The sequence below is a fragment of the Alphaproteobacteria bacterium genome, from assembly GCA_017308135.1.
In the GTDB taxonomy this organism is placed as follows: Bacteria; Pseudomonadota; Alphaproteobacteria; order CACIAM-22H2; family CACIAM-22H2; genus Tagaea.
In genome coordinates, this window is record JAFKFM010000006.1 from 506233 (window position 1) to 529225 (window position 22993).

The 22993-nt window shown below is 65.4% G+C and carries 26 protein-coding genes; 16 read left to right on the forward strand and 10 right to left on the reverse strand.

Annotated features, from left to right (window positions below):
- Positions 1 to 26: 26 nt before the first annotated feature.
- From J0H39_02760 to ddpX, 7 genes are read right to left on the reverse strand one after another with little or no spacing between them, the layout of a single operon-like run.
- Positions 27 to 503: a hypothetical protein gene (locus J0H39_02760; protein MBN9495652.1), complete on the reverse strand. Its 477-nt coding sequence runs from the start codon at positions 501 to 503 to the stop codon at positions 27 to 29.
- Positions 500 to 1252 (reverse strand): polysaccharide deacetylase family protein, encoded by a 753-nt coding sequence (locus tag J0H39_02765; protein MBN9495653.1) that lies wholly within the window; start codon positions 1250 to 1252, stop codon positions 500 to 502. The genes J0H39_02760 and J0H39_02765 overlap by 4 nt, the downstream gene beginning before the upstream one ends.
- Positions 1243 to 2319, reverse strand: a complete 1077-nt coding sequence (locus tag J0H39_02770) for a glycosyltransferase (GenBank protein MBN9495654.1) — start codon at positions 2317 to 2319, stop codon at positions 1243 to 1245. Before J0H39_02770 ends, J0H39_02765 begins: the two co-directional genes overlap by 10 nt.
- A complete protein-coding gene (locus tag J0H39_02775; protein ID MBN9495655.1) occupies positions 2304 to 2903 on the reverse strand; it encodes a histidine phosphatase family protein in 600 nt (199 codons plus the stop codon). The genes J0H39_02770 and J0H39_02775 overlap by 16 nt, the downstream gene beginning before the upstream one ends.
- The gene (locus J0H39_02780) at positions 2900 to 3988 is read right to left on the reverse strand and encodes a glycosyltransferase family 4 protein (GenBank protein MBN9495656.1); all 1089 of its coding nucleotides are present in this window, start codon (positions 3986 to 3988) and stop codon (positions 2900 to 2902) included. Before J0H39_02780 ends, J0H39_02775 begins: the two co-directional genes overlap by 4 nt.
- Positions 3961 to 5169 (reverse strand): glycosyltransferase family 4 protein, encoded by a 1209-nt coding sequence (locus J0H39_02785; protein ID MBN9495657.1) that lies wholly within the window; start codon positions 5167 to 5169, stop codon positions 3961 to 3963. The genes J0H39_02780 and J0H39_02785 overlap by 28 nt, the downstream gene beginning before the upstream one ends.
- Positions 5170 to 5179: 10 nt before the next feature.
- Entirely contained in the window at positions 5180 to 5743 is a 564-nt protein-coding gene (gene ddpX / locus J0H39_02790; GenBank protein ID MBN9495658.1) for a D-alanyl-D-alanine dipeptidase, read from the reverse strand.
- Positions 5744 to 5772: 29 nt separating this feature from the next.
- On the opposite strand from ddpX, the gene tsaB reads away from it, so the two are divergent.
- From tsaB to J0H39_02870, 16 genes are all read left to right on the forward strand, one after another.
- Complete coding sequence (gene tsaB / locus J0H39_02795) at positions 5773 to 6408, forward strand: tRNA (adenosine(37)-N6)-threonylcarbamoyltransferase complex dimerization subunit type 1 TsaB (GenBank protein MBN9495659.1); 636 nt, start codon at positions 5773 to 5775, stop codon at positions 6406 to 6408.
- Positions 6405 to 6869, forward strand: a complete 465-nt coding sequence (locus J0H39_02800; GenBank protein ID MBN9495660.1) for a GNAT family N-acetyltransferase — start codon at positions 6405 to 6407, stop codon at positions 6867 to 6869. Before tsaB ends, J0H39_02800 begins: the two co-directional genes overlap by 4 nt.
- A 45-nt stretch (positions 6870 to 6914) precedes the next feature.
- On the forward strand, positions 6915 to 7334 hold the full coding sequence (locus J0H39_02805) for a MucR family transcriptional regulator (GenBank protein ID MBN9495661.1): 420 nt from the start codon (positions 6915 to 6917) through the stop codon (positions 7332 to 7334).
- 151 nt (positions 7335 to 7485) lie between these two features.
- The gene (locus J0H39_02810) at positions 7486 to 7920 is read left to right on the forward strand and encodes a transcriptional repressor (GenBank protein MBN9495662.1); all 435 of its coding nucleotides are present in this window, start codon (positions 7486 to 7488) and stop codon (positions 7918 to 7920) included.
- Positions 7917 to 8771, forward strand: coding sequence for a GNAT family N-acetyltransferase (locus J0H39_02815; GenBank protein ID MBN9495663.1), 855 nt, complete (start codon positions 7917 to 7919; stop codon positions 8769 to 8771). Before J0H39_02810 ends, J0H39_02815 begins: the two co-directional genes overlap by 4 nt.
- A gap of 76 nt (positions 8772 to 8847) precedes the next feature.
- On the forward strand, positions 8848 to 9621 hold the full coding sequence (locus J0H39_02820) for a 1-acyl-sn-glycerol-3-phosphate acyltransferase (GenBank protein MBN9495664.1): 774 nt from the start codon (positions 8848 to 8850) through the stop codon (positions 9619 to 9621).
- A gap of 93 nt (positions 9622 to 9714) precedes the next feature.
- Positions 9715 to 11019: a tRNA (N6-isopentenyl adenosine(37)-C2)-methylthiotransferase MiaB gene (miaB, locus tag J0H39_02825; GenBank protein MBN9495665.1), complete on the forward strand. Its 1305-nt coding sequence runs from the start codon at positions 9715 to 9717 to the stop codon at positions 11017 to 11019.
- Positions 11016 to 11984, forward strand: a complete 969-nt coding sequence (locus tag J0H39_02830) for a PhoH family protein (protein MBN9495666.1) — start codon at positions 11016 to 11018, stop codon at positions 11982 to 11984. The genes miaB and J0H39_02830 overlap by 4 nt, the downstream gene beginning before the upstream one ends.
- Positions 11981 to 12442: an rRNA maturation RNase YbeY gene (gene ybeY / locus J0H39_02835; protein MBN9495667.1), complete on the forward strand. Its 462-nt coding sequence runs from the start codon at positions 11981 to 11983 to the stop codon at positions 12440 to 12442. The genes J0H39_02830 and ybeY overlap by 4 nt, the downstream gene beginning before the upstream one ends.
- Positions 12439 to 13326, forward strand: coding sequence for an HlyC/CorC family transporter (locus J0H39_02840; protein MBN9495668.1), 888 nt, complete (start codon positions 12439 to 12441; stop codon positions 13324 to 13326). Before ybeY ends, J0H39_02840 begins: the two co-directional genes overlap by 4 nt.
- Positions 13327 to 13336: 10 nt before the next feature.
- Positions 13337 to 14872, forward strand: coding sequence for an apolipoprotein N-acyltransferase (gene lnt / locus J0H39_02845; GenBank protein MBN9495669.1), 1536 nt, complete (start codon positions 13337 to 13339; stop codon positions 14870 to 14872).
- A 110-nt stretch (positions 14873 to 14982) separates the two neighbouring features.
- The gene (locus J0H39_02850; GenBank protein ID MBN9495670.1) at positions 14983 to 15504 is read left to right on the forward strand and encodes a helix-turn-helix transcriptional regulator; all 522 of its coding nucleotides are present in this window, start codon (positions 14983 to 14985) and stop codon (positions 15502 to 15504) included.
- Positions 15505 to 15692: 188 nt separating this feature from the next.
- Positions 15693 to 16907 (forward strand): methionine adenosyltransferase, encoded by a 1215-nt coding sequence (locus J0H39_02855; GenBank protein MBN9495671.1) that lies wholly within the window; start codon positions 15693 to 15695, stop codon positions 16905 to 16907.
- The gene (gene trmB, locus J0H39_02860) at positions 16907 to 17650 is read left to right on the forward strand and encodes a tRNA (guanosine(46)-N7)-methyltransferase TrmB (GenBank protein ID MBN9495672.1); all 744 of its coding nucleotides are present in this window, start codon (positions 16907 to 16909) and stop codon (positions 17648 to 17650) included. The genes J0H39_02855 and trmB overlap by 1 nt, the downstream gene beginning before the upstream one ends.
- Before the next feature lie 34 nt (positions 17651 to 17684).
- Positions 17685 to 19094 carry a hypothetical protein gene (locus J0H39_02865; protein MBN9495673.1) on the forward strand — a complete coding sequence of 470 codons (1410 nt, stop codon included), beginning with the start codon at positions 17685 to 17687 and terminating at the stop codon, positions 19092 to 19094.
- Positions 19091 to 19546, forward strand: coding sequence for a GNAT family N-acetyltransferase (locus J0H39_02870; protein MBN9495674.1), 456 nt, complete (start codon positions 19091 to 19093; stop codon positions 19544 to 19546). The genes J0H39_02865 and J0H39_02870 overlap by 4 nt, the downstream gene beginning before the upstream one ends.
- Here the strand turns inward: J0H39_02870 and ugpQ are convergent.
- The 3 genes from ugpQ to rpsO form a co-directional block, all read right to left on the reverse strand.
- Positions 19539 to 20276, reverse strand: a complete 738-nt coding sequence (gene ugpQ / locus J0H39_02875) for a glycerophosphodiester phosphodiesterase (protein ID MBN9495675.1) — start codon at positions 20274 to 20276, stop codon at positions 19539 to 19541. The genes J0H39_02870 and ugpQ overlap by 8 nt on opposite strands.
- Before the next feature lie 71 nt (positions 20277 to 20347).
- Positions 20348 to 22483: a polyribonucleotide nucleotidyltransferase gene (gene pnp / locus J0H39_02880; protein ID MBN9495676.1), complete on the reverse strand. Its 2136-nt coding sequence runs from the start codon at positions 22481 to 22483 to the stop codon at positions 20348 to 20350.
- A gap of 222 nt (positions 22484 to 22705) precedes the next feature.
- Positions 22706 to 22975: a 30S ribosomal protein S15 gene (gene rpsO / locus J0H39_02885; GenBank protein MBN9495677.1), complete on the reverse strand. Its 270-nt coding sequence runs from the start codon at positions 22973 to 22975 to the stop codon at positions 22706 to 22708.
- Between the last annotated feature and the right edge of the window lie 18 nt (positions 22976 to 22993).

The window sequence follows — 22993 nt, forward strand, 5'->3', positions numbered from 1 at the left end:
CGCCAGATCGCGGACTTCCAGGAGATTCACCGCGCGATCCCCAGGGCTTTCAGATTTTCGCGGCTGGCGGCATCGACGGAAACGCTATGGCGTTCGGCCTCGGCGAACGCGGCCGACACCAAATCGGCGAAGCCCTCGCCCGAGGAATCCGCGTCGATCCGCGCCCCATCGCTGGACAGCTTCAGCTGCATCCAACCCCCCGTGCGGTCCCGCGTCGTCGAGAAAAAAGCGAGTTTAAAGGACCGCAATTCGTTCCAGTCGAGCCTAGCCGCTCCCGGTCCCGAAAGCGATACACCGATTGCGTCCCAGGTTACGGATTGGCGACCGCGCCGCCAGGTCTTGTAGCCGAATCCGGCGAACAGAACGGTCAGCGGCAGCAGGAACCCATGCGCGATCGACCATTCGCCAAGCCCGATAGCGGGAGTCAACGTCAACGCGACGCCGATGCCCGCGCGCGCGTAGTCGCCGGCCAGCGCCTTGGCGGGGTAGCGCAGCGTGTTCACGAAAAAATCTCGGCGGGATGGCGCCAATTCACGGCCGGGTGTGCCGCGATACGGCGCAAGGCGGCGTCGGTGAAGTCCCAAGCCGCCTCGTCATGCGCCAGATGATGGGTGAGAAACCCGGTCGGCTCGTCCGGATCGGCCTTGCCGTCCAGCTTCGCGGTCAGATGTGCCACCAGCGCGCCCAACGCCAAGCCTTCGCCGCCGAAGCCGCGCGTATGCCAATCCATGATGTCGCAATGCGTGTTGATCTGCGTAAGGCCCGGCCGCGCTTTCTTGCGCGCGTTGAAGGTCGATAAGCCGCGATAGCCCGCTTGCGCCAGCAGATCGGCGGCATCGTCCGAGATGCGGTTATGCGGCGGGACCAGAATGGGCAGCGGGGCCGCGAACAGCGATTTGATTTTCAGCCAGCCGCGCGCGAGTTCGCCCATCACCACCGGCAACGGGCGATGGGCGCCCAGCTCGGCTTTCGATTGGCCCAAAGGGGCGTGATTGTCGTGATTCCAGCCATGCTGGCAGACGACCAGATCGGTCAGCGCCGCCAATTCGCGCGTCGCGCGCGCGGGGATGACCGCGATCAGCGGCACGATGCCGGTCGCGGCGGAAATCGCGCGCAAGCGATCAAGCGCGGGTGTGGGGCGGGTGGCGTCGTCGTCGCGCCACCACAATTCGGCCATGCGGCCGGCGGTGCCATAGGAATCGAGCACGCGGAACAGCGTGACCCAGTCGGCGGGAGGCGGGGTTATAGCCATTGTGAAACGATACTGACCGTGGCGGCGACCCCTTCGCAAGAGATCGCGTGCGGTTGGGGCGATTTCGCGGCGCCGATCGCGGTATCGAGCGACTCCGGCGTCAATCCGGCCTCGTCGGCGATCGTCGCAAGACCGGCGGCGGCGAACGCCTGGGCGCGGATCGTCTGTTCGCGCTCGTTGCCTTCCGCGAAGGGCACGAGGATGGCGGGCACGCGCGCGCGCAACAAATCGATCGCCGTGTTGTAGCCCGCTTGGCTGATCGACAAGCGGCTGCCTTTCAGCAAGCCCGGAAAATCCGGCCGGTTGCGCTCGACCGCGACGAAATCGTTGGGGGCGGCGATCGTCGCCGGTTGTTCGCCGGTCAGGATACGCCAGCGCTCGCCCGCATGGGCGCGGCGTGCGGCGAGCTTCAAACTCGAATCGAGCAACTTCGCCCCGGCCGCGCCGCCGCCGACCGAGACGACGATCTCGTCTTGGCCCGAAGCGGGTTGTTCGTCGCCGGCGACATAGCCCGTGTGGATCAGCTTGGCGCAGATCCGCGCCAATTCCGGGAAGCCTTGGGTCGCGGGCAGAAAGCTTTCATCGCCATGCGCCAACACGGCGGCGAAATCGCCCAATGCCGCCAAGCGCGCTTCAATTTTCGCGTCGGATGGGCGCTGCGGCACGTCGCGGATCGAAACGAGTTTCGGGATGCGGCTTGCGCGCGCGATCAACGGTTCCAATTCGAAGCGCAGCAGCGCACGGCCGAGCGGATAGAGCTCGACGATCAGCAGATCGGGCTTGAACGCGGCGTAAAGGTCGAGCGTGGCTTGTGCGCGTGCTTCACGCCACGATTCATCGACCGCATCGCCGTGCGCGTCGATCAAAACCTTGAATGTCGTATCTTGCGCGCGGCAGGCGGGAAGCTGGATCAGCTTCGCGGCGCCGATGTCGAGGCGCAATGGCATGCCGCCGCTTGCCAGAACCGTGTCGTGGCCCGCTTGCGCCAATCCGTTCGCGATTGCCGCCATGCGCCGTGCATGGCCCGTGCCCAGCAGATGCTGGACATGGATCAGGATTTTCGCCATCGCCGCTTCAGCGCGAGGTTGAGATCGACGATGCGCGGATGGCCATCCTTGGCGAGTTCGAGGACATGCATCGAATAGAGATCGAGCTTGTCCGGCGGGTCGCCTTTCATGTCCCAGCCGCGCGCCAGCGCATAGACCGCGCGGAACACGCCGCGATGGGTGACGCACAGCGTCGAACGACCATCGGCGGCGAGTTCGGCCAATAAGGGGCGCAGGCGGTCCTGCACCATGCGCGGCGATTCGCCGTCGGGCGGCGTGAAATCGAGCCCGCGTTGCTCGTTCTCGACGAACGCGTCGCCCATTTCGGTGCGGATATCGTCGATCGTGCGGCCTTCGAATCGGCCCCAATGCATTTCGACCAAGCGCGGCTCGAGTTCGAATTTGAGGCGCAGCAACTCGGCCGTTTCGCGGCAGCGGCGCAACGGCGAACACAGCACGCGCCAATTGTCGAATTCATGCGGAATGCGCCGCGCTTGCAGGAATTCGCGCGTGCGCGGCGTCAACTCGATATCGGCGCGGCCTTGCAGACGCTTGGCGCCGTTCCAAGCCGTAGGGCCGTGGCGCATGAACGCGACGTAAGTCATGCCGCCAATCCCCGCACCAATGCGTCGAGCGTCGCGGATGCGCCGTCGAGCCCGTGTTCGCGTTCGGCTTTCAGGCGCGCCGCGTCGCCCATCGACTTTCGCAAATCGGGATCGTCCAACAGCGCGGCGAGCTTGGCGGCGAAGTCATCCGCATCGCCGGGCGCCGTTAGGAATCCGGTTTTGCCGTCGGCGAGGATCGAACCCACGCCGCCGAAATTTCCGGCGATGGCGGGCAGGCCCGACGCCTGCGCTTCCAGCAGCGCCATGCAGAAGGCTTCGTTGACCGCGGGCCAGACGAAGATATCGGCGTTCGCGTAATCCTGCGCCAGTGCTGCTTCGTCGCGCAGGCCCAGGAAGGTCACGCGATCGCCGAATGGCGCGAACAGCTTCTCGATATCGGCGCGGGCCGGGCCATCGCCCGCAATCGCCAAACGCCAATCGCGCGCGCCAAGTTTCGTCAAAGCCGCCGCGAGAATCTCGTAGGAGCGTTGCTTGTCGCCGTGCCGCAACATGCCCACGGCCAGCAAGCGCAGGGTCGATGCCGCGCCGCGCGTCGCGCGATAGACGCTGGGATCGAGGAACGGCGCCAAGGCGACGCGCCGGCAATTGGGCCGCAGATATTTATCGAGGGCGGCATCGTCGCGCGCGTTCAGCGTGACGATCGCGTCGGCCGCACGCAACGCATCGATGCAGGCGCGATGGCCGATATCCCAGGGCCCGTTCGCGCGCTTGTTCGCGATCGATGCTTCGACCGCGACATAGGGAATCGACAATGCGCGCGCGACGCGCGGGCCCAAATGATCGGGCGCCTTATAGTAAAGATGATACGTGAGCCACAGCGCGGGCGCATTGCCGTGCGCGCGATAGCGGCGCAGCAGCCGATCGGCCATGCGTGCGCCGATCCGCGCGATCCGCGCTTGGCGTGCCATATCGCCCCGTCGATCGAAACTGCGCAGGCGCGAGGCAATATCGACGTCGTGGCCCGCCATGCGCAGCGCATCGGTCAGCAAGCGCGCCACGCGCCGGTCGCCCGACGGGGTCGGGTGATCGGGATGTTTCAGAGGCGCGTAGACGGCGATCCGCATTGGCACAACAGATCATGCAGTTTGTCGCGGTTCGCCGCGAAGGGAAAATCGCGCCGCACCTTCAACCCGGCGGCTTCGCCCAGCCGAACGCGCAAGGCGGGATCGGCGATCAGCCGCGCCAGCGCGGCCGCCAGCCCGGCGCGGTCGCCCGGTTCGACCAGAATGCCCGTTTCCGCATCGACGAAATCGGCGATCGACCCGGCGGAGGTGGCGACGAGGGCGAGATTTTGGCTCGCCGCTTCCATCAGCACATTGGGCAAACCGTCGCGGTCGCCGTCGGATGTGACCTTGCTGGCGAGCGCGAAGATGTCGCCTTCGCGCAACGCGGCGAGCACCGAATCCTGATCGCCCGCCCCGCGAAATTCGACGCGGTCGCCCAGCGGTGCCGCTTGGGCGCGCATCGCGTCTTTCAGCGGCCCGCCGCCGACATGAACGAAGCGCCAATCGAGATCGGCGGGCAACATCGTCAACGCTGCGATCAGATCGTCATAGCCCTTCTTGGGCACCATCCGCCCGACGGAAACGATGGTGACGGTCTTGCGCCCGTCGCGCGACGGCGGTTCCGGCCAGCGCGTGGCGTCCAGCCCGTGCGGCACATAACGCGTTTTGCCGGGTGCGAGCGCGTCGAGATGTTCGGCCCCTGCCTTGGTGCAGGTCGCGCACCAGACCATTGAGGCGAGCTTCTCGCGCTTCTCCCAGTCGGGTGTGGTCCAAATATCCTTGGCGTGCGCGAAGGCCGACCAGGATGCGCCCCTTATCATCGCGGCATAGCGCGCGACCGACCCGGGCGTGTGGATGAAATGCGCATAGAAATGCGCGATCGCCGGATCGGCCTCGGCCGCCAGCACGCAGGCCTGGAAGAAGCGCCGCCCCCGATTCGGCGTGAGATCGCGCCGCCAATCGCGGATGAATTGCGCGAAAGCGGCGCGATAGCCGGGCAGGGTTCGGGCTTTCCACCATCCTCGCGCGACTCGACCTGGCGCGCGCCACAGATATTCGGGCAGATAGCGCACTTGCGCCTTCAGGCGCTTGGCGAGCGCATGGACCTTCTTATCGGTCGGGTGGCGCAACGACCAAAGATCGAGTTCGAGGCCCTTTTCCTCGAGCCCGACCAGTTCCTGCGCCACGAAGGTTTCGGAAAGTCGCGGCCATCCTTTGACGATTACGCCGATGCGGGACAAAGTGGCGCCGTCATTCCTGGGCCATCAGGCCCTGCCGCAGCACGCTGTCGGACAGGACCGGATAGCGCCGTGCGTCGAAGAGCTGATAGTGCCACCATTCGCGCGAGTAGAAATCCCATCCCGCCGCCGACATCAGGCCGAGCAACAGGAAACGGTTGCGCTGCGCCGTTTCGGATACTTGCGTGTCGCCGTGATAGGACAGGGGCGTGAACGCGTCGAATTCGGTGCCCATGTCGAGCGCTTCGCCGCTTTTGGCGTCGATCAGCGTGAGATCGACGGCGACGCCACGCGAATGGGGCGAGCCGCGCCGCGGATCGGCAAGGAAATCGGGATCGGGACGGAAATTCCACAGCTTCCATTGCGCTTCGGACGGGCGGAACGCGTCGAACAGCCGGAAGCGCAGGCCCAACGCGGCGGCCAGGTCGATCGCGCGCTTCAAATGCTTGGCCGCGTCGGGGTGCAGAAACGCCGCCGCGCGGCCATAGACCGGCTTGCCGGTGAAGTTGCGCGGCGTGGCGTAGGCCAAGTCGAATTCGACGTCGAAAGCCGGCGGCGTGATGGCGACCAAAGTCATGCGCCGTTTCTAGCACCGGCGGGCCAGGCATGAAACTCCTCGCCCTCGATTCGGCGTTTGCCGCCGTCTCCGCCGCCGTTTGGATCGACGGCCGCATTGTTGCGGCGAATCATACGCCGCTGTCGACCGGCCACGCCGAAGCCTTGCTGCCGCTGATCGCCAAAACGCTGGGCGAGGCGGGGATCAACGCCCTCGACCTCACGCGTATCGGCGTGACGATCGGGCCGGGGCACTTCACCGGCTTGCGCGCCGGGTTGGCCGCCGCCCAAGGCATCGCGACCGCCTGCGGTACGGAATATGCCGGCATCGATTGCTTTTCGGTGGTCGCGTCGGCGCTGGCCAAACCTACGCCCGGCGAGCGTTTACTGATCGCCTTCGATTCGAAGCGCGAGGAAGCCTTCGTCCGCGTTGATGATGAAACACCTTATGCCGCGACACCGTCGGGCTTCGTCGCATCCGGCGATTCGTTCTTGGTCGGCGGCGACCGCGCGGCGGAGTTCGTTGCGGCTTTGACCGCCTCGGGCAAGCGCGCGCGCGTGGCCGAAGGCCCGGCCTTGCCGCGTGCCGATCTGCTTGCACCGCTGGCGGCGCAGGCCGCCCCGGTCGCGAAGCTCGTGCCGCTTTACATTCATCCGCCGGCGATCACCCAGGCCAAACCGCGATGATCGAACTGCGCGTCGTCGATCGAACATACGGCGAAGTGCTGTCGGCGCTGCATTGCGCGTGTTTCGACGATGGCTGGGGCCCCAACTCGATGGACGAGGTGCTGCGCTCGCCCGGCGTCTACGCGATCCTCGCGGCCGACGGCGAAATGCCGGCCGGCATGGCGCTGGGGCGGCTCGCGGCCGACGAGGCCGAGTTGCTGACGATTTGCGTGGCCGAGGAATTTCGCCGCCAAGGCCTGGGCGAAGCCTTGGTGCGCGCGGTCGCGTCGGTCGTGCCGCGCGCGCGGGCCCTGCATCTGGAAGTCGCGGCCGATAATCGGGGGGCGATGACGCTTTATCGGATGCTCGGCTTTCGCGAGATCGGGCGGCGCAAGGATTACTATCGCCGCGCGGGGAATTCGCTGGTCGATGCCCTGACGATGATGATCGAGCCCAAGAAAATCGCGCCGCCAATTCCATAATTTATTTGGGTTGTTCGGTAACGGGTCAGCGCCTATATCGCCGGGATGACCGAATCGAAACAAGCCGATTTGCTGGCGCTGACGGCGAATATCGTCGCGGCGCATGTCTCCAAAACCACCGTCGCGGTGGACGATCTGCCGGCCTTGATCCGCCAGGTCCATCGCACGCTGAACGAAATCGGCCAGGGGGCGGCCCCGGCGGCCGAGCGCCCGTCGCCCGCCGTGCCGATCAAAAAATCCGTGACCAGCGACTTTATCGTCTGCCTGGAAGACGGGAAAAAGCTCAAGATGTTGAAAAGGCACCTGAAAACCGCCTACAACATGACGCCCGAGCAATATCGCGAAAGATGGGGTTTGGCGTCGGATTATCCGATGGTCGCCCCCAATTATGCCAAGAAACGCAGTCAGTTAGCCCGCGATTTGGGGCTTGGCACCAAGTCCAAGCGCAAGCGCGGCGCGGACTGATTTACCCCGGATACGTCGACGGCCGTCATCACCCCGCCATATAATGACGGTACATCCCTCGCGAACTTCTCCAGGCCCCCGATTCGCTTCCGGAGGACGACGTATGGATGGCATGGCGTATCCGCCCAACGACATCGGAGAACCCCGACGCATGCCGCGCCGCCTGGAAGCCCTCTGCATTGAAAAAGGCCTGAAGATGACCGGTCAGCGCCGGGTCATCGCCAAGGTCCTGTCCGACGCCGACGACCACCCGGATGTGGAACAGGTCTATCGCCGCGCCGCGGCGATCGATCCGCGCATCTCGATCGCCACCGTCTATCGGACGGTGAAGCTGTTCGAGGAAGCGAACATCCTGACGAAGCTCGATTTTGGCGACGGGCGCGCGCGCTACGAAGAAGCGCCCGAGGAACATCACGACCACCTGATCGACGTGAAAAGCGGCCGGGTGATCGAGTTCCATAACGAAGAGATCGAGCAGTTGCAGGCCGAGATCGCCCGCAAGCTCGGCTACAAGTTGATCGGGCATCGTCTGGAGCTTTACGGCGTGCCGATCGACACGCCCGAACCGGAGAAACCCAAGCAATGAGCGCATTGCCCAAAAACGACGGTCTTATCGACGCCGATTTCGCGCCGATCGTTTCGGGCGATCTTGAAGTGCGCCTCGCGCGCGACGTGGCCGAAATCGAAGCGGCCCAGCGTTTGCGCTATCGGGTTTTCGTGGACGAACTCGGCGCCAAGCCCGATGCGGCCGCTTTGGCCACGGGCCGCGACGCCGACAAATACGACGAATATTGCGATCATCTTCTGGTGCTCGATCGGTTGAAGGGCGAAGGGGCGGCGGCGATCGTCGGCACTTATCGTTTGCTGCGCCGGTCCGTCGCCCGCGCGCATGACGGTTTCTACACCGCGACCGAGTTCGATATTTCGCGCCTGGAATCGGTCGAGGGCGAGATCCTGGAGCTCGGCCGTTCCTGCGTCGATGCGGAACATCGCACCCGCGCGGTGATGCAGCTTTTGTGGAAGGGCATCGCCCATTACGCCTTCCGCCACGGCATCAAGGTGATGTTCGGCTGCGCCTCGCTGCCCGGCACCGATCCGCAAACCCACGCGGCGGCGCTGTCCTATCTGCACCATAATCACTTGGCGCCCGAAGCGATCCGCACGCGCGCCTTGCCCGAACGCTATGTCGATATGAATTTGCTGCCGGCGGGCGAGGCCAAGCATGAAGCCGCCGCCGCCGCGTTCGATGCGCGCGCCGTGATCGCGGCCTTGCCGCCGCTGATCAAAGGTTATCTGCGCCTGGGCGGTTTCGTCGGCGACGGCGCCGTCATCGATCGCGAGTTCAACACGATCGACGTCTGCATTCTGGTCGTGACCGACGATGTCACCGCGAAATACTTGAAGCACTACAGCCGCCCGTCCGGCGACGCGAGTTGATCAATTGAACCAAGCCGGCTCGCGCGCTTTGGCCGTCGTGCGATTGACGGTCTATCTCGTTTTCACGCTGACGCTGATGCCGGTGCAGGCGGTGTTCGTCGCATTCGGCTCGCGCGGTGCCGGGACGCTGCCGGTTTTCTATCACCGCAACTGCGCGCGCATTCTGGGCTTCGATATCAAGGTGACCGGCATGCCGTCGCAAGCGCGGCCGACCTTGTTCGTGTCGAATCACATCTCCTATCTCGACATCACCGTTCTGGGCGCGCTGACCGAACTCAGCTTCATCGCCAAATCGGAAGTCGCGCGCTGGCCGCTCTTCGGCTGGCTCGCCAAGTTACAGCGCACGGTGTTCGTCGCGCGCCGGCAGGCCAGCGTGGGCAAGGAACGCGACGCGATCGCCGCACGCCTCGACGCGGGCGGCGCGCTGGTCCTGTTCCCCGAAGGCACGACCGGCGACGGCAATCGTATCTGCCGGTTCAAAAGCGCCTTGTTCGCGGTGGCCGAACGGCCGGAAGGGGCGGCGCCGATCGTCGTCCAGCCCGTCACCATCGCCTGGACCCGACTCGACGGCATGCCGATGGGCCGCTATTTCCGCCCGGCGGTAGCATGGTACGGCGATATGGATCTAGGTCCGCATCTGCTGCATGTCGCCGGGCTGGGCCGGATCGAGGTCGAGGTGATCTTCCACGAACCGACCACCTTGGCCCAGGCCGGATCGCGTAAGGCTTTGGCACATCACTGCGAATCGCTGATCGGCCGAACCCTGACCGCGACCCTGGCCGGGCGCGGGGCCGGGCCCTTGCCGGTCCCGCCGCCGCATGCGACACACGCCGCCCCCGCCACCGTCTAGGGGCTTTCCCCAGGGGGAGGCGGCGAGTACCATTTGTCCTTGGATTCCCGGCCTTACGTGAAAAAGCTCCATATCAAGACCTATGGCTGCCAGATGAACGTCTACGACTCCGCGAAGATGGCGGATGTCCTGGCGCCGCTGGGCTACAGCCAAGTCGAGACGCCCGACGGCGCCGATCTGGTCATCCTCAACACCTGCCATATCCGCGAGAAGGCCGCCGAGAAGGTGTTCTCGGAGCTCGGGCGCCTGAAACCGTTGAAGGACGCGAACGGCACGCTGCTCGCGGTCGCCGGTTGCGTGGCGCAGGCCGAAGGCGAGGCGATCCTGGCCCGCGCCCCCTATGTCGACGTGGTGCTGGGCCCGCAGGCCTATCACCGCCTGCCCGAATTGGTCGCGCGTGCGACGCGCGGGGCCGGGGCGGCGCTGGACACCGATTTTCCGGTCGAATCGAAATTCGACCATTTGCCCGCCCCCGGCGCCAATCAAGGTGTGGCCGCGTTCCTGACCGTGCAGGAAGGCTGCGACAAATTCTGCACCTTCTGCGTGGTTCCCTATACGCGCGGCGCGGAATTCTCGCGCGACGTGGCCGCGATCGAACGCGAAGCGCGCGCGCTGGTCGCGAACGGCGTCGGCGAAATCACGCTGCTCGGCCAGAACGTCAACGCGTTCCATGGTGTGGACGAGGCGGGTAACGAGCTTGGCCTTGGCGCGCTCGCGCGCCGCTTGGCGCGGATCGAAGGTCTGCATCGCATCCGCTACACGACATCCCATCCGCGCGACATGGACGACGATCTGATCGCCGCCCATGCCGATACGCCCGCTTTGATGCCGTTCCTGCATTTGCCCGTGCAGTCGGGTTCCGATCGCTTGCTCGAAGCGATGAATCGCGGCCACACGGCGCGCCAATATCTCGACCTGATCGCGAAGCTGCGCAAGGCGCGCCCCGACATCGCGCTGTCGAGCGATTTCATCGTCGGCTTCCCCGGCGAGACCGAGGCCGAGTTCGAAGCCACGCTCGACCTGATCCGCGCAGTCAAATTCGCGCAAGCCTTCTCGTTCAAATATTCTCCGCGCCCGGGCACGCCGGCGGCGTTGCTCGACAAGCAGATCCCCGAAGCGGTGCAGGACGAACGGCTCTACAAGCTGCAAGCCTTGCTGCGCGAACAGCAGGACGCATTCAACGCCGCGACCGTCGGCGCGATCGTGCCCGTGCTGTATGAACGCCCCGGGCGCAATGCCGGCCAGCTGATCGGCAAAACGCCGTGGCTGCAAGCGGTGCACGCGCAATTGCCGGACGATGCGGCCGGTAAGGTTCTTCCCACCCGAATTCTCGCCAGCAGTTCGAATTCGCTGTCGGGGGTCGTCCACGATCAAACCCAGGAAAGGTTGTCGGCTTGAGCGGACCCATTCATCTGGCCTTCGACGACAACCGACTTCTTTCCTCGCTCTACGGCGAGCATGACCGGCACCTCGCGCGGATCGAGCAATTGCTCGGCGTGGACATCGCCTCGCGCGGCAACGAGGTGCGGATCCAAGGTCCGCATTCGGCCGCCGAGGCGGCGCGCGACGCGCTGAACGCGCTCTACGCCAAGCTCGTGAAGGGCCTGCCGATTGACCTTGGCGAGGTCGAAGCGGCGGTGCGCTTCACCACGCCGAGCAACGGCGGCACGGGCGAGCGCGAATTGTTCGACGCCGACGCGCTGGCCATCGCCACGCGCAAGCGGCGCGTGGCCCCGCGCACGGCGACGCAAGGCGCCTATCTGAAGGCGCTGAAGCAGAACGAACTCGTCTTCGGCATCGGCCCGGCGGGTACCGGCAAAACCTATCTCGCCGTCGCGGTCGCCGTGGATCATCTGATCACCGGCAAGGTCGATCGCATCATCCTGTCGCGCCCCGCGGTCGAAGCGGGCGAGCGGCTCGGCTTCCTGCCGGGCGACTTGAAGGAGAAGGTCGATCCCTATCTGCGCCCGCTCTACGATGCGCTGCACGACATGCTGCCGCCCGATTTGGTGGCCAAGCGTTTGACGTCGGGCGAAATCGAGGTCGCCCCGCTCGCCTTCATGCGCGGCCGCACCTTGGCAAATGCGTTCGCGATTCTCGACGAAGCGCAGAACACCACGCCCATGCAGATGAAGATGTTCCTGACCCGCTTGGGCGAGGGCAGCCGCATGGTCGTGACCGGCGATTTGACGCAGATCGATTTGCCGCCGGGCCAGAAATCGGGTCTCGCCGAAGCGCTCGACACGCTGACCGGCGTGCCGGGCATCGGCATCACGCATTTCACGGGTGCGGACGTCGTGCGCCATCCGCTGGTCGGGCGCATCGTCGAAGCCTATCGCCGGCGCGAAGAGCAGAGCAAATGAACGCGCTTCTGTCCGTCTCCGTCGACGATCCGCGATGGCGACGCGCCCTGCGCGGACCCGAAACGGTCGTGCGCAGGGCGGCGAATGCGGCGTTGGACGGGGCCGCTTCGCGCGGCGAGATCCGCTACGTGCTGGCGGGCGACACGCTGCTGCGTTCGCTCAATCACGATTTTAGGGGCAAGGACAAGCCGACCAACGTGCTGTCCTTCCCCGACGAAACGCCCGGCACGCTGGGCGACGTCGCGTTGGCTTACGAGACTTGCGCCGCCGAAGCGCGCGCGCAAGGCAAGACCTTGGGGGCGCATCTCGCCCATCTCGTCGTTCACGGAACACTGCATTTGCTCGGGTGGGACCACGAGACAGTGCCCGAAGCGCTGGCGATGGAGGCGCGCGAACGCCGCGTGCTCCGCCGCTTGCGCATCGCCGATCCCTATCGAGTCCATCAGGTGAAAGAATGAGCGAGTCGCAAACAAGTTTCGCGGATCGATTGCGCGGGCGGCTGCGCGATCTGCTGCGCCCCAAGGGGGATGCGGCGGAAGAGCAGCTGCGCGACACGATCGAAGAAATCATTGAGGAAAGCGAAACGCCGGCCGAACCGATGGGGGCGGCCGAGCGCGCGATCCTGTCCAACGTGTTGCGCTTGCGCGAGGTCACGGCCGAAGACGTGATGGTGCCGCGCGCCGATATCGTGGCGATCGAGCTGGAAGTCGATCTCGACAAGCTGGCCGCGTTCCTGGCGCGCGAAGCGCATAGCCGCGTCCCCGTCTATCGCGGCACGCTCGATGACGTCGTCGGCTTCGTGCATTTGAAGGACGTGCTGCGCGCGCGCGAAACGAAATCGGGCGCCAAGCTCGCCGACGTGATGCGCAAGGTGATCTTCGTCGCCCCGTCGATGCGCGTACTCGATTTGCTGCTGGAAATGCGCAAGACGCGCACGCATCTCGCGCTCGTTGTCGACGAATTCGGCGGTGTGGACGGGCTCGTCACCATCGAAGACGTGGTCGAAGCGATCGTCGGCGACATCGAAGACGAGCACGACGTCGACGAACGTCCGCGTTTGCAGAAGGTCGCCGACGGGTGGCTGGTCGATTCGCGCGTGTCGATCGAGGAATTCCAGAATCAGACGGGCCTGACGCTGGACGACGAAACCCGCGAAGCCGATATCGACACGGTGGGCGGCGCCGTCGCCGCCATGGCCGGCCGTGTCCCCGGCCGGGGCGAAGTGATCCGCCATGCCGGCGGCTGCGAATTCGAAATCATCGACGCCGACCCGCGCCGCATCAAACGCTTGAAGGCGCGCGCCGCCCAAGCGGCACCCAGCCAAGAAAGCGCCGCCGAGTAGCGTGAATTTCATCGCCGACATCGCGCGGCGCCTGCAAACCGCGACCGGCTGGCGGCGGCGTTTCTATGCCGCGGGGCTTGGCATTTGCGCCGCATTGGCGCTGCCGCCTTTGGGCCTGGTGCCGCTCGCTTTCGTCGCGTTCGCGGGCCTGCTGCTGCTGTTGCAAAGCGACGATCCGGCGAAACGCTTCGCCGGCTTCGCCACCGGCTGGTGGTTCGGCTTTGGCCTGCATGTCGTCGGACTTTACTGGATCGCCAACGCGCTGCTGATCGAATGGGAACGCGTCGGTTGGATGATCCCTTTCGCCGTGTTCGGCCTGTCGGGATTCTTGGCCGCGTTCATCGGTGTGGCGACATTCGCGGTGGTGCGCGCGGGCGCGCAAGGTGTTGCAGGCGCCATCGCCCTCGCCATCGCCTGGACGATCGCCGAATACGCGCGCGGCCATGTGCTGACCGGTTTCCCGTGGAATCTGATCGGCTCGATCTGGAGCGTCGCCGATGCGCCGCTGCAATTCGCGGCGTTGACCGGCGCCTATGGCTTGTCGGCGATCACGGTGTTGATCTGTGCATTGCCCGCGACATTGCGCCTTCGGCCGGTGCTGGCCGCGATCGGCTTGCTCGCCGCACTTTGGATCGGCGGGCTCTGGCATCTTTCGACCGGTCCCACGAACAACGTACCGGGTGTGGCGCTGCGCTTGGTGCAACCGGTCGTGCCGCAGGAATTGAAGTGGGACGCGTTCGCGCGCGAAGGCAATCTCGCGCGCACGATCGCGTTGTCCAAAGTGCCGGGCTGGGAAACGCGCACCCATGTGATCTGGGCGGAAACCGCCACGGCGTTTCCGATTTGGGGGACGAACCCGCGCATCGCCGAACGCCGCCGCCAAGTCGCGGACGCCGCCCCGCCCGGCGGCATGTTGATCACCGGTGCGGTGCGCCTGGAACTCGACGGGCAGAACATCGCCGCCGCCTATAACTCGCTGCACGCGATCGACGGGGCGGCGAACATGCTCGCCAACTACGACAAGGCGCATCTGGTACCGTTCGGCGAATACGTGCCGCTGCGCGGGCTTCTGCCGATCGAGCGCATCGTGCCCGGCAGCGGCGATTTCGCGCGCGGTCCTGGCCCCGCAACCATCGCGATCCCCGGCTTGCCGCCGGCGGGCGGGTCGATTTGCTACGAGATCATCTTCCCTGGCCGCACCGTGGATGAAGCTGCGCGACCGGGATTCGTCCTCAACGTCACCAATGATTCCTGGTTCGGCTATTCCGCCGGACCGTTCCAGCATTTCGCCGCCGCGCGGTTGCGCGCGGTCGAGGAAGGACTGCCGGTCGTGCGCGCCGCCGGTGGTGGTATTTCAGGTATCATCGATGCGCGCGGGCGTGTGCGCGCCTTTCTCGGTCTTGAAATCGTCGGCGTGCTCGACGCCGATTTGCCGCAAGCGGCCGCGCCAACACCCTATGCGCGATGGGGCGATCTAATGCTGGCGGCGTTGTTGGCGATTTTCGTCGCGATTTGGCTTCGCGCGCGAGAAAACGGGATCGCCTGACGGTCGTTTCTGAATCGAACCTCTTCCCTTCTAAGGTACTTTCTTCCTACAAATGTACCCGGAACGGCGCGCAACGTAGTCGTGCGTTCGTCCGCAGCGAGGATTCGAACATGGCAGCGAAATCGAAGAAACGGCGCGGCAATCCCCTTGGCCGGCGCGGTCGCGCGTCGCCGGGGCCGAATCCGATCGACATCCATGTCGGCAAGCGCTTCCGCGAACGCCGCACCGTGCTGGGCCTGTCGCAGCACGACGTGGGCAAGATGCTGGGCGTCACCTTCCAGCAGGTGCAGAAGAACGAGCGCGGCACCAATCGCTTTTCCGCGTCGCGCCTTTACGAAGCCGCGCGCGTGCTCGACGTGCCGGTCGGCTATTTCTACGAAGATATGCCGGGCGAGGTCGCCTCGCATGGCCGCAAGCATATGCAGGGCGTGGCCGAAGGCCCGACGCCGGCTTTCGACTTGGACCCGATGGCCAAGCGCGAGACGCTGGAGCTGGTGCGCGCCTACTACGACCTGACCGACCGTCAGGTGCGGATGAATATGGTCACCATGATGCGCACTTTGGCCAAAAACGACCCGGATTCGCGGGTCCATGACCGTCCGCGCCGCGGCCGCCCGCCCAAGAAAAGCTAAAGACCGGCCCCCTCAACCGTGTGGTTGACGGGGGGCCCGAACCTTGCCACAAACCCCGCGCGTGAGGGGCCCTGGGCGGGAATGCCGGGGGCTTCGTGCGCGTTCATGTTTCCGGGCGGAAAATCCGCCCGGCGGCCGGGCGAAAGATGCGCCGGCCGTTCAACGTTCCCGGTTTTGGAGGCCGGCCCATGCGCAAGGGCGAGTTCGTTTTCACCAGCGAGTCCGTGTCCGAAGGCCACCCCGATAAGGTGTGCGACCGTATTTCCGACGCGATCGTCGACGCGTTTCTTTCGGTCGATCCTTATGCGCGTCTGGGCTGCGAAACCCTGGCGACGACCAACCGGATCGTGATCGCCGGCGAAGTCCGCCTCGACGCCAAGAAGTGCGGCCCCAAGGCGCCGATGCTCAAGGGCGGCAAGGTCAACGCGCCGCTGATCGAAAAGATCGCGCGCGAAGTGGTCAAGGAAATCGGCTACGAGCAAGACGGCTTCCACTGGAAGAAGAACAAGGTCGAAGTCCTGCTGCACGGCCAGTCGGCGGACATCGCCATGGGCGTGGACGCCGCCGGCAACAAGGACGAAGGTGCGGGCGACCAGGGCATCATGTTCGGTTACGCGACGAACGAAACCGAAGAATTGATGCCGGCCCCCTTGCAGTATTCGCACAATATCCTTCGCCTGATGGCCGAAGCGCGCCACTCGGGCAAGGAGAAGTATCTCGAGCCTGACGCGAAGAGCCAGGTCACCCTGCGCTACGTGAACGGCAAGCCGGTGGGCGTGTCGGCGATCGTCGTGTCGACGCAGCATTCGGCCAAGGTCGATCAGGACGACGTGCGCGAGATCGTCCGCCCCTATGTGCAGAAGGTTCTGCCCAAGGGCTGGAAAATCCCGGAAGCCGAGTTCTACGTGAACCCGACCGGCCAGTTCATCATCGGCGGTCCGGACGGCGACGCCGGCCTCACCGGCCGTAAGATCATCGTCGACACGTATGGCGGTGCGGCCCCGCATGGCGGCGGCGCGTTCTCCGGCAAGGACCCGACGAAGGTCGACCGCTCGGCCGCGTATGTCGCGCGTTATCTCGCCAAGAACGTCGTGGCTTCGGGCCTCGCGGAACGCTGCACGATCCAGCTCGCCTACGCGATCGGCGTGGCGAAGCCCCTGTCGGTCTATGTCGATACGCATGGCACCGGCAAGGTCGACGAGGGCAAGTTGTCGAAGGTGCTGCAGGACCTCGTGGACCTCAGCCCGCGCGGCATCCGTACCCATCTGCAGCTCAACCGCCCGATCTATCGCCGCACCTCGTCTTACGGCCATTTCGGCCGCAAGCCGGAGAAGGACGGCGGCTTCTCGTGGGAGAAGACGGATCTGGTGCGCGATCTGAAGTCGGAATTCGGCGTGCGTTGATCGCCCCCGACGACGATAGCAACGAGACGGACGAGGCGCCGGGGTCCCCCCGGCGCCTTGTTCATTCGGATTGGCTCCATTCGTACGGACGGCGACGCGGCCGACGGTTGAAGCCGAACCAGACGGCGCTGATCGAGAAACATCTCGACGCGCTGTCGGTGACCACGCCGCTCGACCTCGCCGCCGCGTTCGGCCAAATACCCGAACGTTTGCGGCTGGAGATCGGCTTCGGCGGCGGCGAACACCTCGCCCATCAAGCCGCGAACAACCCGGATGTTTCGTTCCTGGGCGCCGAGCCGTTCATGAACGGTGTCGCGACGATGCTGCGCCATTTCGAGCAGAAGGGCCTGCGCAATGTCCGGCTCTATCGCGGCGATGCACGCGAGCTGTTTTCGGGCATTCCCGACGGCGCGCTCGAAGCGATCTATGTGCTGCACCCCGATCCCTGGCCCAAGGCGCGCCATAACAAGCGCCGCCTGATCCAGAAGCCGTTTCTCGATCAGGCGTGGCGCATGCTGAAGCCGGGCGGGGAATTGCGCCTCGCGACCGACGATCCCGATTATCTGATCTGGATGTTGCAGCGCGTGCTGATCCATCCCGGTTTCGAATGGACGGCGCGGACCGCCGACGATTGGCGTCTGATCCCCGCCGACGCGATCGAAACGCGTTACGGAATTAAGTCGCGCCTGGAAGGAAGGCCCGCGACTTTCCTTAAATTGCGTCGTCGCGAAACGGCTGCTTGACCCGGCCGCGCACTCGGCCAAACTCCGATAGGCAATGGACGAGCGCGGCTACCTTCCCAATGTCTTGATGGCGACGACGGCGCTGACGGCGCCGTCGGCGGCGGCGTTCGGCTTTTTCGCCGCCACGCGCCATTTCCATTGGGGGTGGGCGGTGCTCGCGACCCTCGCCGTCGGCCTTGTCGTCGGCTGGCTGGTGCGCCGGCATATCGGCCGTATCGAACATCACGCGCGCCGCTTGCGCGAGCTTGCCAAGGGCGAGCCGCCGAACCCCGTGCCCGCAACGGCGGTGGTGGCGGAAGGCCCGACCCAGCCGCTGGCCGAAGCGATGGATTCGCTCGAACGCGCCTTGCCCGACCGTGTGCCGCCGGCGGCGCACGAAGCGGCGCTGGAATCGATCGTCGATGCGCTGCCCTACGCGATTTTGCAGGTCGACGCGGACGAGCGCATCGCCCGCGCCAATGCGACCGCGCGCGCCGTGTTCGGCGACAATCTCGAAAACATGCCGCTGGTCGCCCATCTGCGCGACCCCGACGCGCTCGATGCGGTGGCCGATGCGCTGGCGGGCAATTATCCCGATCCGATTGATGTCGTCCTCGCCGGATCGGTCGAACGCGCCTTGCGCGTGCGCGCCGTGCCATTGCGCGATGGTATGGGCGCCCCCGCCGCGTTGCTCGCCGTCATCGACATCACCGCCGTGCGCCGCGCCGATCGCATGCGCCGCGATTTCGTCGCCAATGTCAGCCATGAATTGCGCACGCCCTTGGCGACGCTGGCGGGCTTCATCGAAACGCTGCAAGGCCCCGCGAAGGACGACGCGCCCGCGCGCGATCGCTTCCTCGGCATCATGGCCCAGCAAGCGGGGCGCATGACCAGGATCGTCACCGATCTTCTATCGCTGTCGAAGATCGAGGAATCGGAACTGACGCCGCCCTCGGGCCGCGTCGATGTTGCGCGCATCGTGCAATCGACGATCGACGCGCTGGCGCCGCAGGCCAAGGCGAAACAGGCGGCGATCGAGGCGACGCTCGCGAACGATTTGCCGCAGGCGATCGGCGACAGCGATCAGCTTGCCCAGGTGTTCCAGAACCTGATCGACAATGCGATCAAATACGGCCGTGTCGGCGGGTGCGTGCGCGTTTCGGTCGCGCGCGCCGAAGCCTTGCCCGCCGGTTTCGCGCCGCGCCATAGCACCTATCTCGTGTTCAAGGTGCGCGACGACGGCGAAGGGATCGCGCGCGAACATCTGCCGCGCTTGACCGAACGTTTCTATCGCGTCGATGCGGGCCGTTCGCGCGACATGGGCGGCACGGGGCTGGGCCTCGCCATCGTCAAACACATCGTCAATCGGCATCGCGGCACGCTGGATATCGACAGCGAACAGGGCAAAGGCTCGGAATTCGCCGTCTATCTGCCGGTTGCCGAAACCTCGGCGAAAGTCGCATGAGCGATCTCGCCATCGCCAAGGAACCGGCGGACTCGGCCGTCGCCATCGCTTGCGTCACGGCGTATTTCGCCGAACTCGCCGCGCGGTTCGAAGGCGGTTTCGATCCGGGCCAGCCCGGCTATGCCAATCCGAAAGATGCCGGCGATTTCTTCGTCGCACGGCGCGGCGATTCGGTCGTCGCTTGCGGTGCCGTCAAAAAGCACGCGACCGGCATCGCCGAAATCAAACGTATGTGGGTCGCACCCAATGCGCGCGGCCAAGGCATCGCCAGCGCGTTATTGAAGGCGCTGGAAGACGAAGCGCGTCGCCAAGGCTACGCCCAAGTCGTGCTCGACACGAACAAGGCGCTGACCGAAGCGCACGCGCTGTATCGCAAAGCGGGTTATCGCGAAACCGCGCGGTTCAACGACAACCCCTATGCGCATCTCTGGTTCGTGAAGGACCTTACTTGACGGCCGCACCGATCGCGCTGGGCGCGTCGGTGATCAGTGCGTCCACGCCCCAGCTCAGCAACTCCTTCGCCTTGGGCGCTTCGTTGACCGTCCACACCAGCACCGGATAGCCCGCGTCCTTCGCCGCGCGAACTTGCGCTTGGGTCAGTTTGCGGAAGCCGGGATGGATCGTCGCGCAGTCGAGCGCCTTGACGGCTTCCAGCCAATCGCCGGCCAATTCCTCGGCCAGATAGCCGCGCGGCAAATGCGCGGACTGCGCTTTGGCGGCGGCGAGCGACAAGGGCTTGAAGCTCGACACGATCGGAATGGGGGAGGATTTCGGCCAAAGCTTGTCGACCAGCGCGCAGGAAATGCGCGCGGTCTCGGACTCGCGGGTCGGGCAGGGTTTGATCTCGATATTGAAGCCCATGCCGAGCTTCGCCATCAGCGCCATCGCTTCTTCCAGCGTGGGCACTTTCGTGCCCTTGAACTGCGGCCCGAACCATGCGCCGGCGTCGAGCTCGCGGATCTGCGCCAGCGTGTGGTCGGCGACCTTGCCCTTGCCGTTGGTGCAGCGATCGAGCGTTTCGTCGTGCATTAGGATCGGTACGCCGTCCTTGGTGAGCTTCGCGTCGAACTCGACCCACGTGGCGCCTTGACGAAAGGCCTCTTCGATGGCGGGCAGCGTATTCTCCGGCGACGACGCCTTGGCGCCGCGATGGCCGACGATCAGCGGAATATCGAGCTTCATGGGGTCCCTCCAAAAGAAAGGGCCCCCGCGCGGTTTCCCGTGCGAGGGCCCGATCTATCCGCGCGTTGGCGTTACTCGGCCGACGGCGCGCTCTTCTTGTCGAACTGGTCGGAGATGTCCGCGCCAGTCGCCTGATCGACGCGGCGCATCGACAGCTTGACCTTGCCGCGATCGTCGAAGCCGATTAGCTTGACCTTCACGCTGTCGCCCATCTTGACCACGTCGCCGGTCTTCTCGACGCGGCGCGGGGCGAGTTCGGAGATGTGGACGAGGCCGTCCTTCGAACCCATGAAGTTCACGAAGGCGCCGAAATCCATCACCTTCACGACCTTGCCGGTGTAGATGGCGTTGAGTTCCGGCTCGGCGACGATGCCCTTGATCCAGTCGATCGCTTGCTTCGCCTTCTCCTCGCTCGTCGAGGCGACCTTGATCGTGCCGTCGTCCTCGATGTCGATCTTGCAGCCTGTGACCTCGACGATCTCGCGGATCACCTTGCCGCCGGTGCCGATCACTTCGCGGATCTTTTCCTTCGGAACCGAGAAGGTCGTGATGCGCGGCGCGTTGTTCGACACGCTCTCGCGCGCCCCGGTCAGGCCCTTGGCCATCTCGCCCAGGATGTGCAGGCGGCCGTCCTTGGCCTGGCCCAGCGCGATCTTCATGATGTTCTCGTCGATCGAGGTGATCTTGAGATCCATCTGAAGCGCGGTGACGCCCTTCTCCGTGCCCGCGACCTTGAAGTCCATGTCGCCGAGGTGATCCTCGTCGCCCAGGATGTCGGTCAGCACGGCGAAGCCGCGATCTTCCTTGATCAGGCCCATCGCGATGCCGGCCACGGGGCGCGGCAGCGGCACGCCCGCGTCCATCAGCGACAGCGACGAACCGCAGACCGTCGCCATCGACGACGAACCGTTCGACTCAGTCACTTCCGACACGACGCGGATCGTGTAGGGGAACTTGTCCTTGGCGGGCAGCAGCGGACGGATCGCGCGCCAGGCGAGCTTGCCGTGGCCGATTTCGCGACGGCCGGGGCTGCCCATGCGCTTGGCTTCGCCGACCGAGTAGGGCGGGAAGTTGTAGTGCAGCATGAAGTGCTCGCGGTATTCGCCTTCGAGCGCGTCGATGATCTGCTCGTCGTCGCCGGTACCCAGCGTGGCGACGCACAGCGCCTGCGTTTCGCCGCGGGTGAACAGCGCCGAACCGTGGGTGCGCGGCAGCAGGCCGACCTCCGTCACGATCGGACGGACCGTCTTCGTGTCGCGGCCGTCGATGCGCTTGCCGGTATCCAGAATCGTGTCGCGCACGACCTTGGCTTCCAGGTCGCCGAACAGCGCGCCGGCAAGGGCGGCTTCTTCCGGCACGGCCTTGACCGCTTCCATCGCCTTCGCCTTGATCGCCGCGACCTTGTCGCGACGGGCGAACTTGATCGGTTCCTTATAGGCTTCGGTCAGCTCGGCCGCGAACGCCTCGAGCTTCGCCTTGGTGGCCGCCGTGGCGGGTGCGGCTTCGGGGATCGCCCAGGGTTCCTTGGCGGCGGCTTCGGCCAGCGAAATGATCAGGTCGATCACCGGCTGGAAGGCGCGGTGGCCGAACATGACGGCGCCGAGCATCTGCTCTTCCGTCAGTTCCTTGGCTTCCGATTCGACCATCAGCACGCCGTCCTTGGTGCCGGCGACGATGAGGTCGAGGTCGGAAGTCGCGAGTTCTTCCTGCAGCGGGTTCAGCTTGAACTCGCCGCCGATGAATCCGACCCGCGCGGCGCCGATCGGGCCCATGAACGGGATGCCCGACAGCGTCAGGGCGGCCGAGCAGCCGACCATCGCCACGATGTCCGGATCGTTCATCAGGTCATGCGACAGCACCGTCGCGATGACCTGGACTTCGTTGCGGAAATTCTCGGGGAACAACGGACGGATCGGGCGGTCGATCAAACGCGACGTCAGCGTTTCCTTTTCCGTCGGACGGCCTTCGCGCTTGAAGAAGCCGCCGGGGATCTTGCCGGCCGCGAAGGTCTTTTCCTGATAGTGGACGGTCAGGGGGAAGAAATCCTGACCGGGCTTGGCCGACTTGGCGCCGACGACCGTGCACAGCACGACCGTGTCGCCCAGGCGCGCGATGACCGCGCCATCGGCCTGACGGGCGACCTTGCCCGTTTCGAGGGAGAGCGTGCGCCCCCCCCATTGCATCTCGCGTTTCACGATATCGAACATCTTGGGTTTACCTTCCTTGCCACGTACGGACCCGCAGCACTTCGCCCCTATGGCGAAACGCGCGTGGTTCCGGCCGCTATCGCCCCCATGGCGACAGCGCGAACCGGAACCGCCCATGGACTTCTGGACGTCGGATAGAAAAAACGCGACGACGCGCCCGCGGCCGGAACATGTCCGGCGTCGCGGGCGGCATCGTCGCGCATGGATTTCAAACGGTTCGCTTTAGCGACGCAGTTCGAGACGCTCGAGCAGCGTCGAGTAGCGCTTGGTGTCGGTCTTCTTGAGATAGTCGAGAAGACGGCGGCGCTGGCCGACCATCATCAGCAGGCCGCGGCGCGAGTGGAAGTCCTTCTTGTGCGTGCCGAGGTGCTCGGTGAGCTCCTTGATACGCTCGGTCAGCAACGCGACCTGGACTTCCGGGGATCCGGTGTCGCCCTTCTTGACGGCGAACTTGGCGACAATTTCACTCTTGTGAGCGGGTTCGAGCGACATCGGTCATTCCTTTCGACC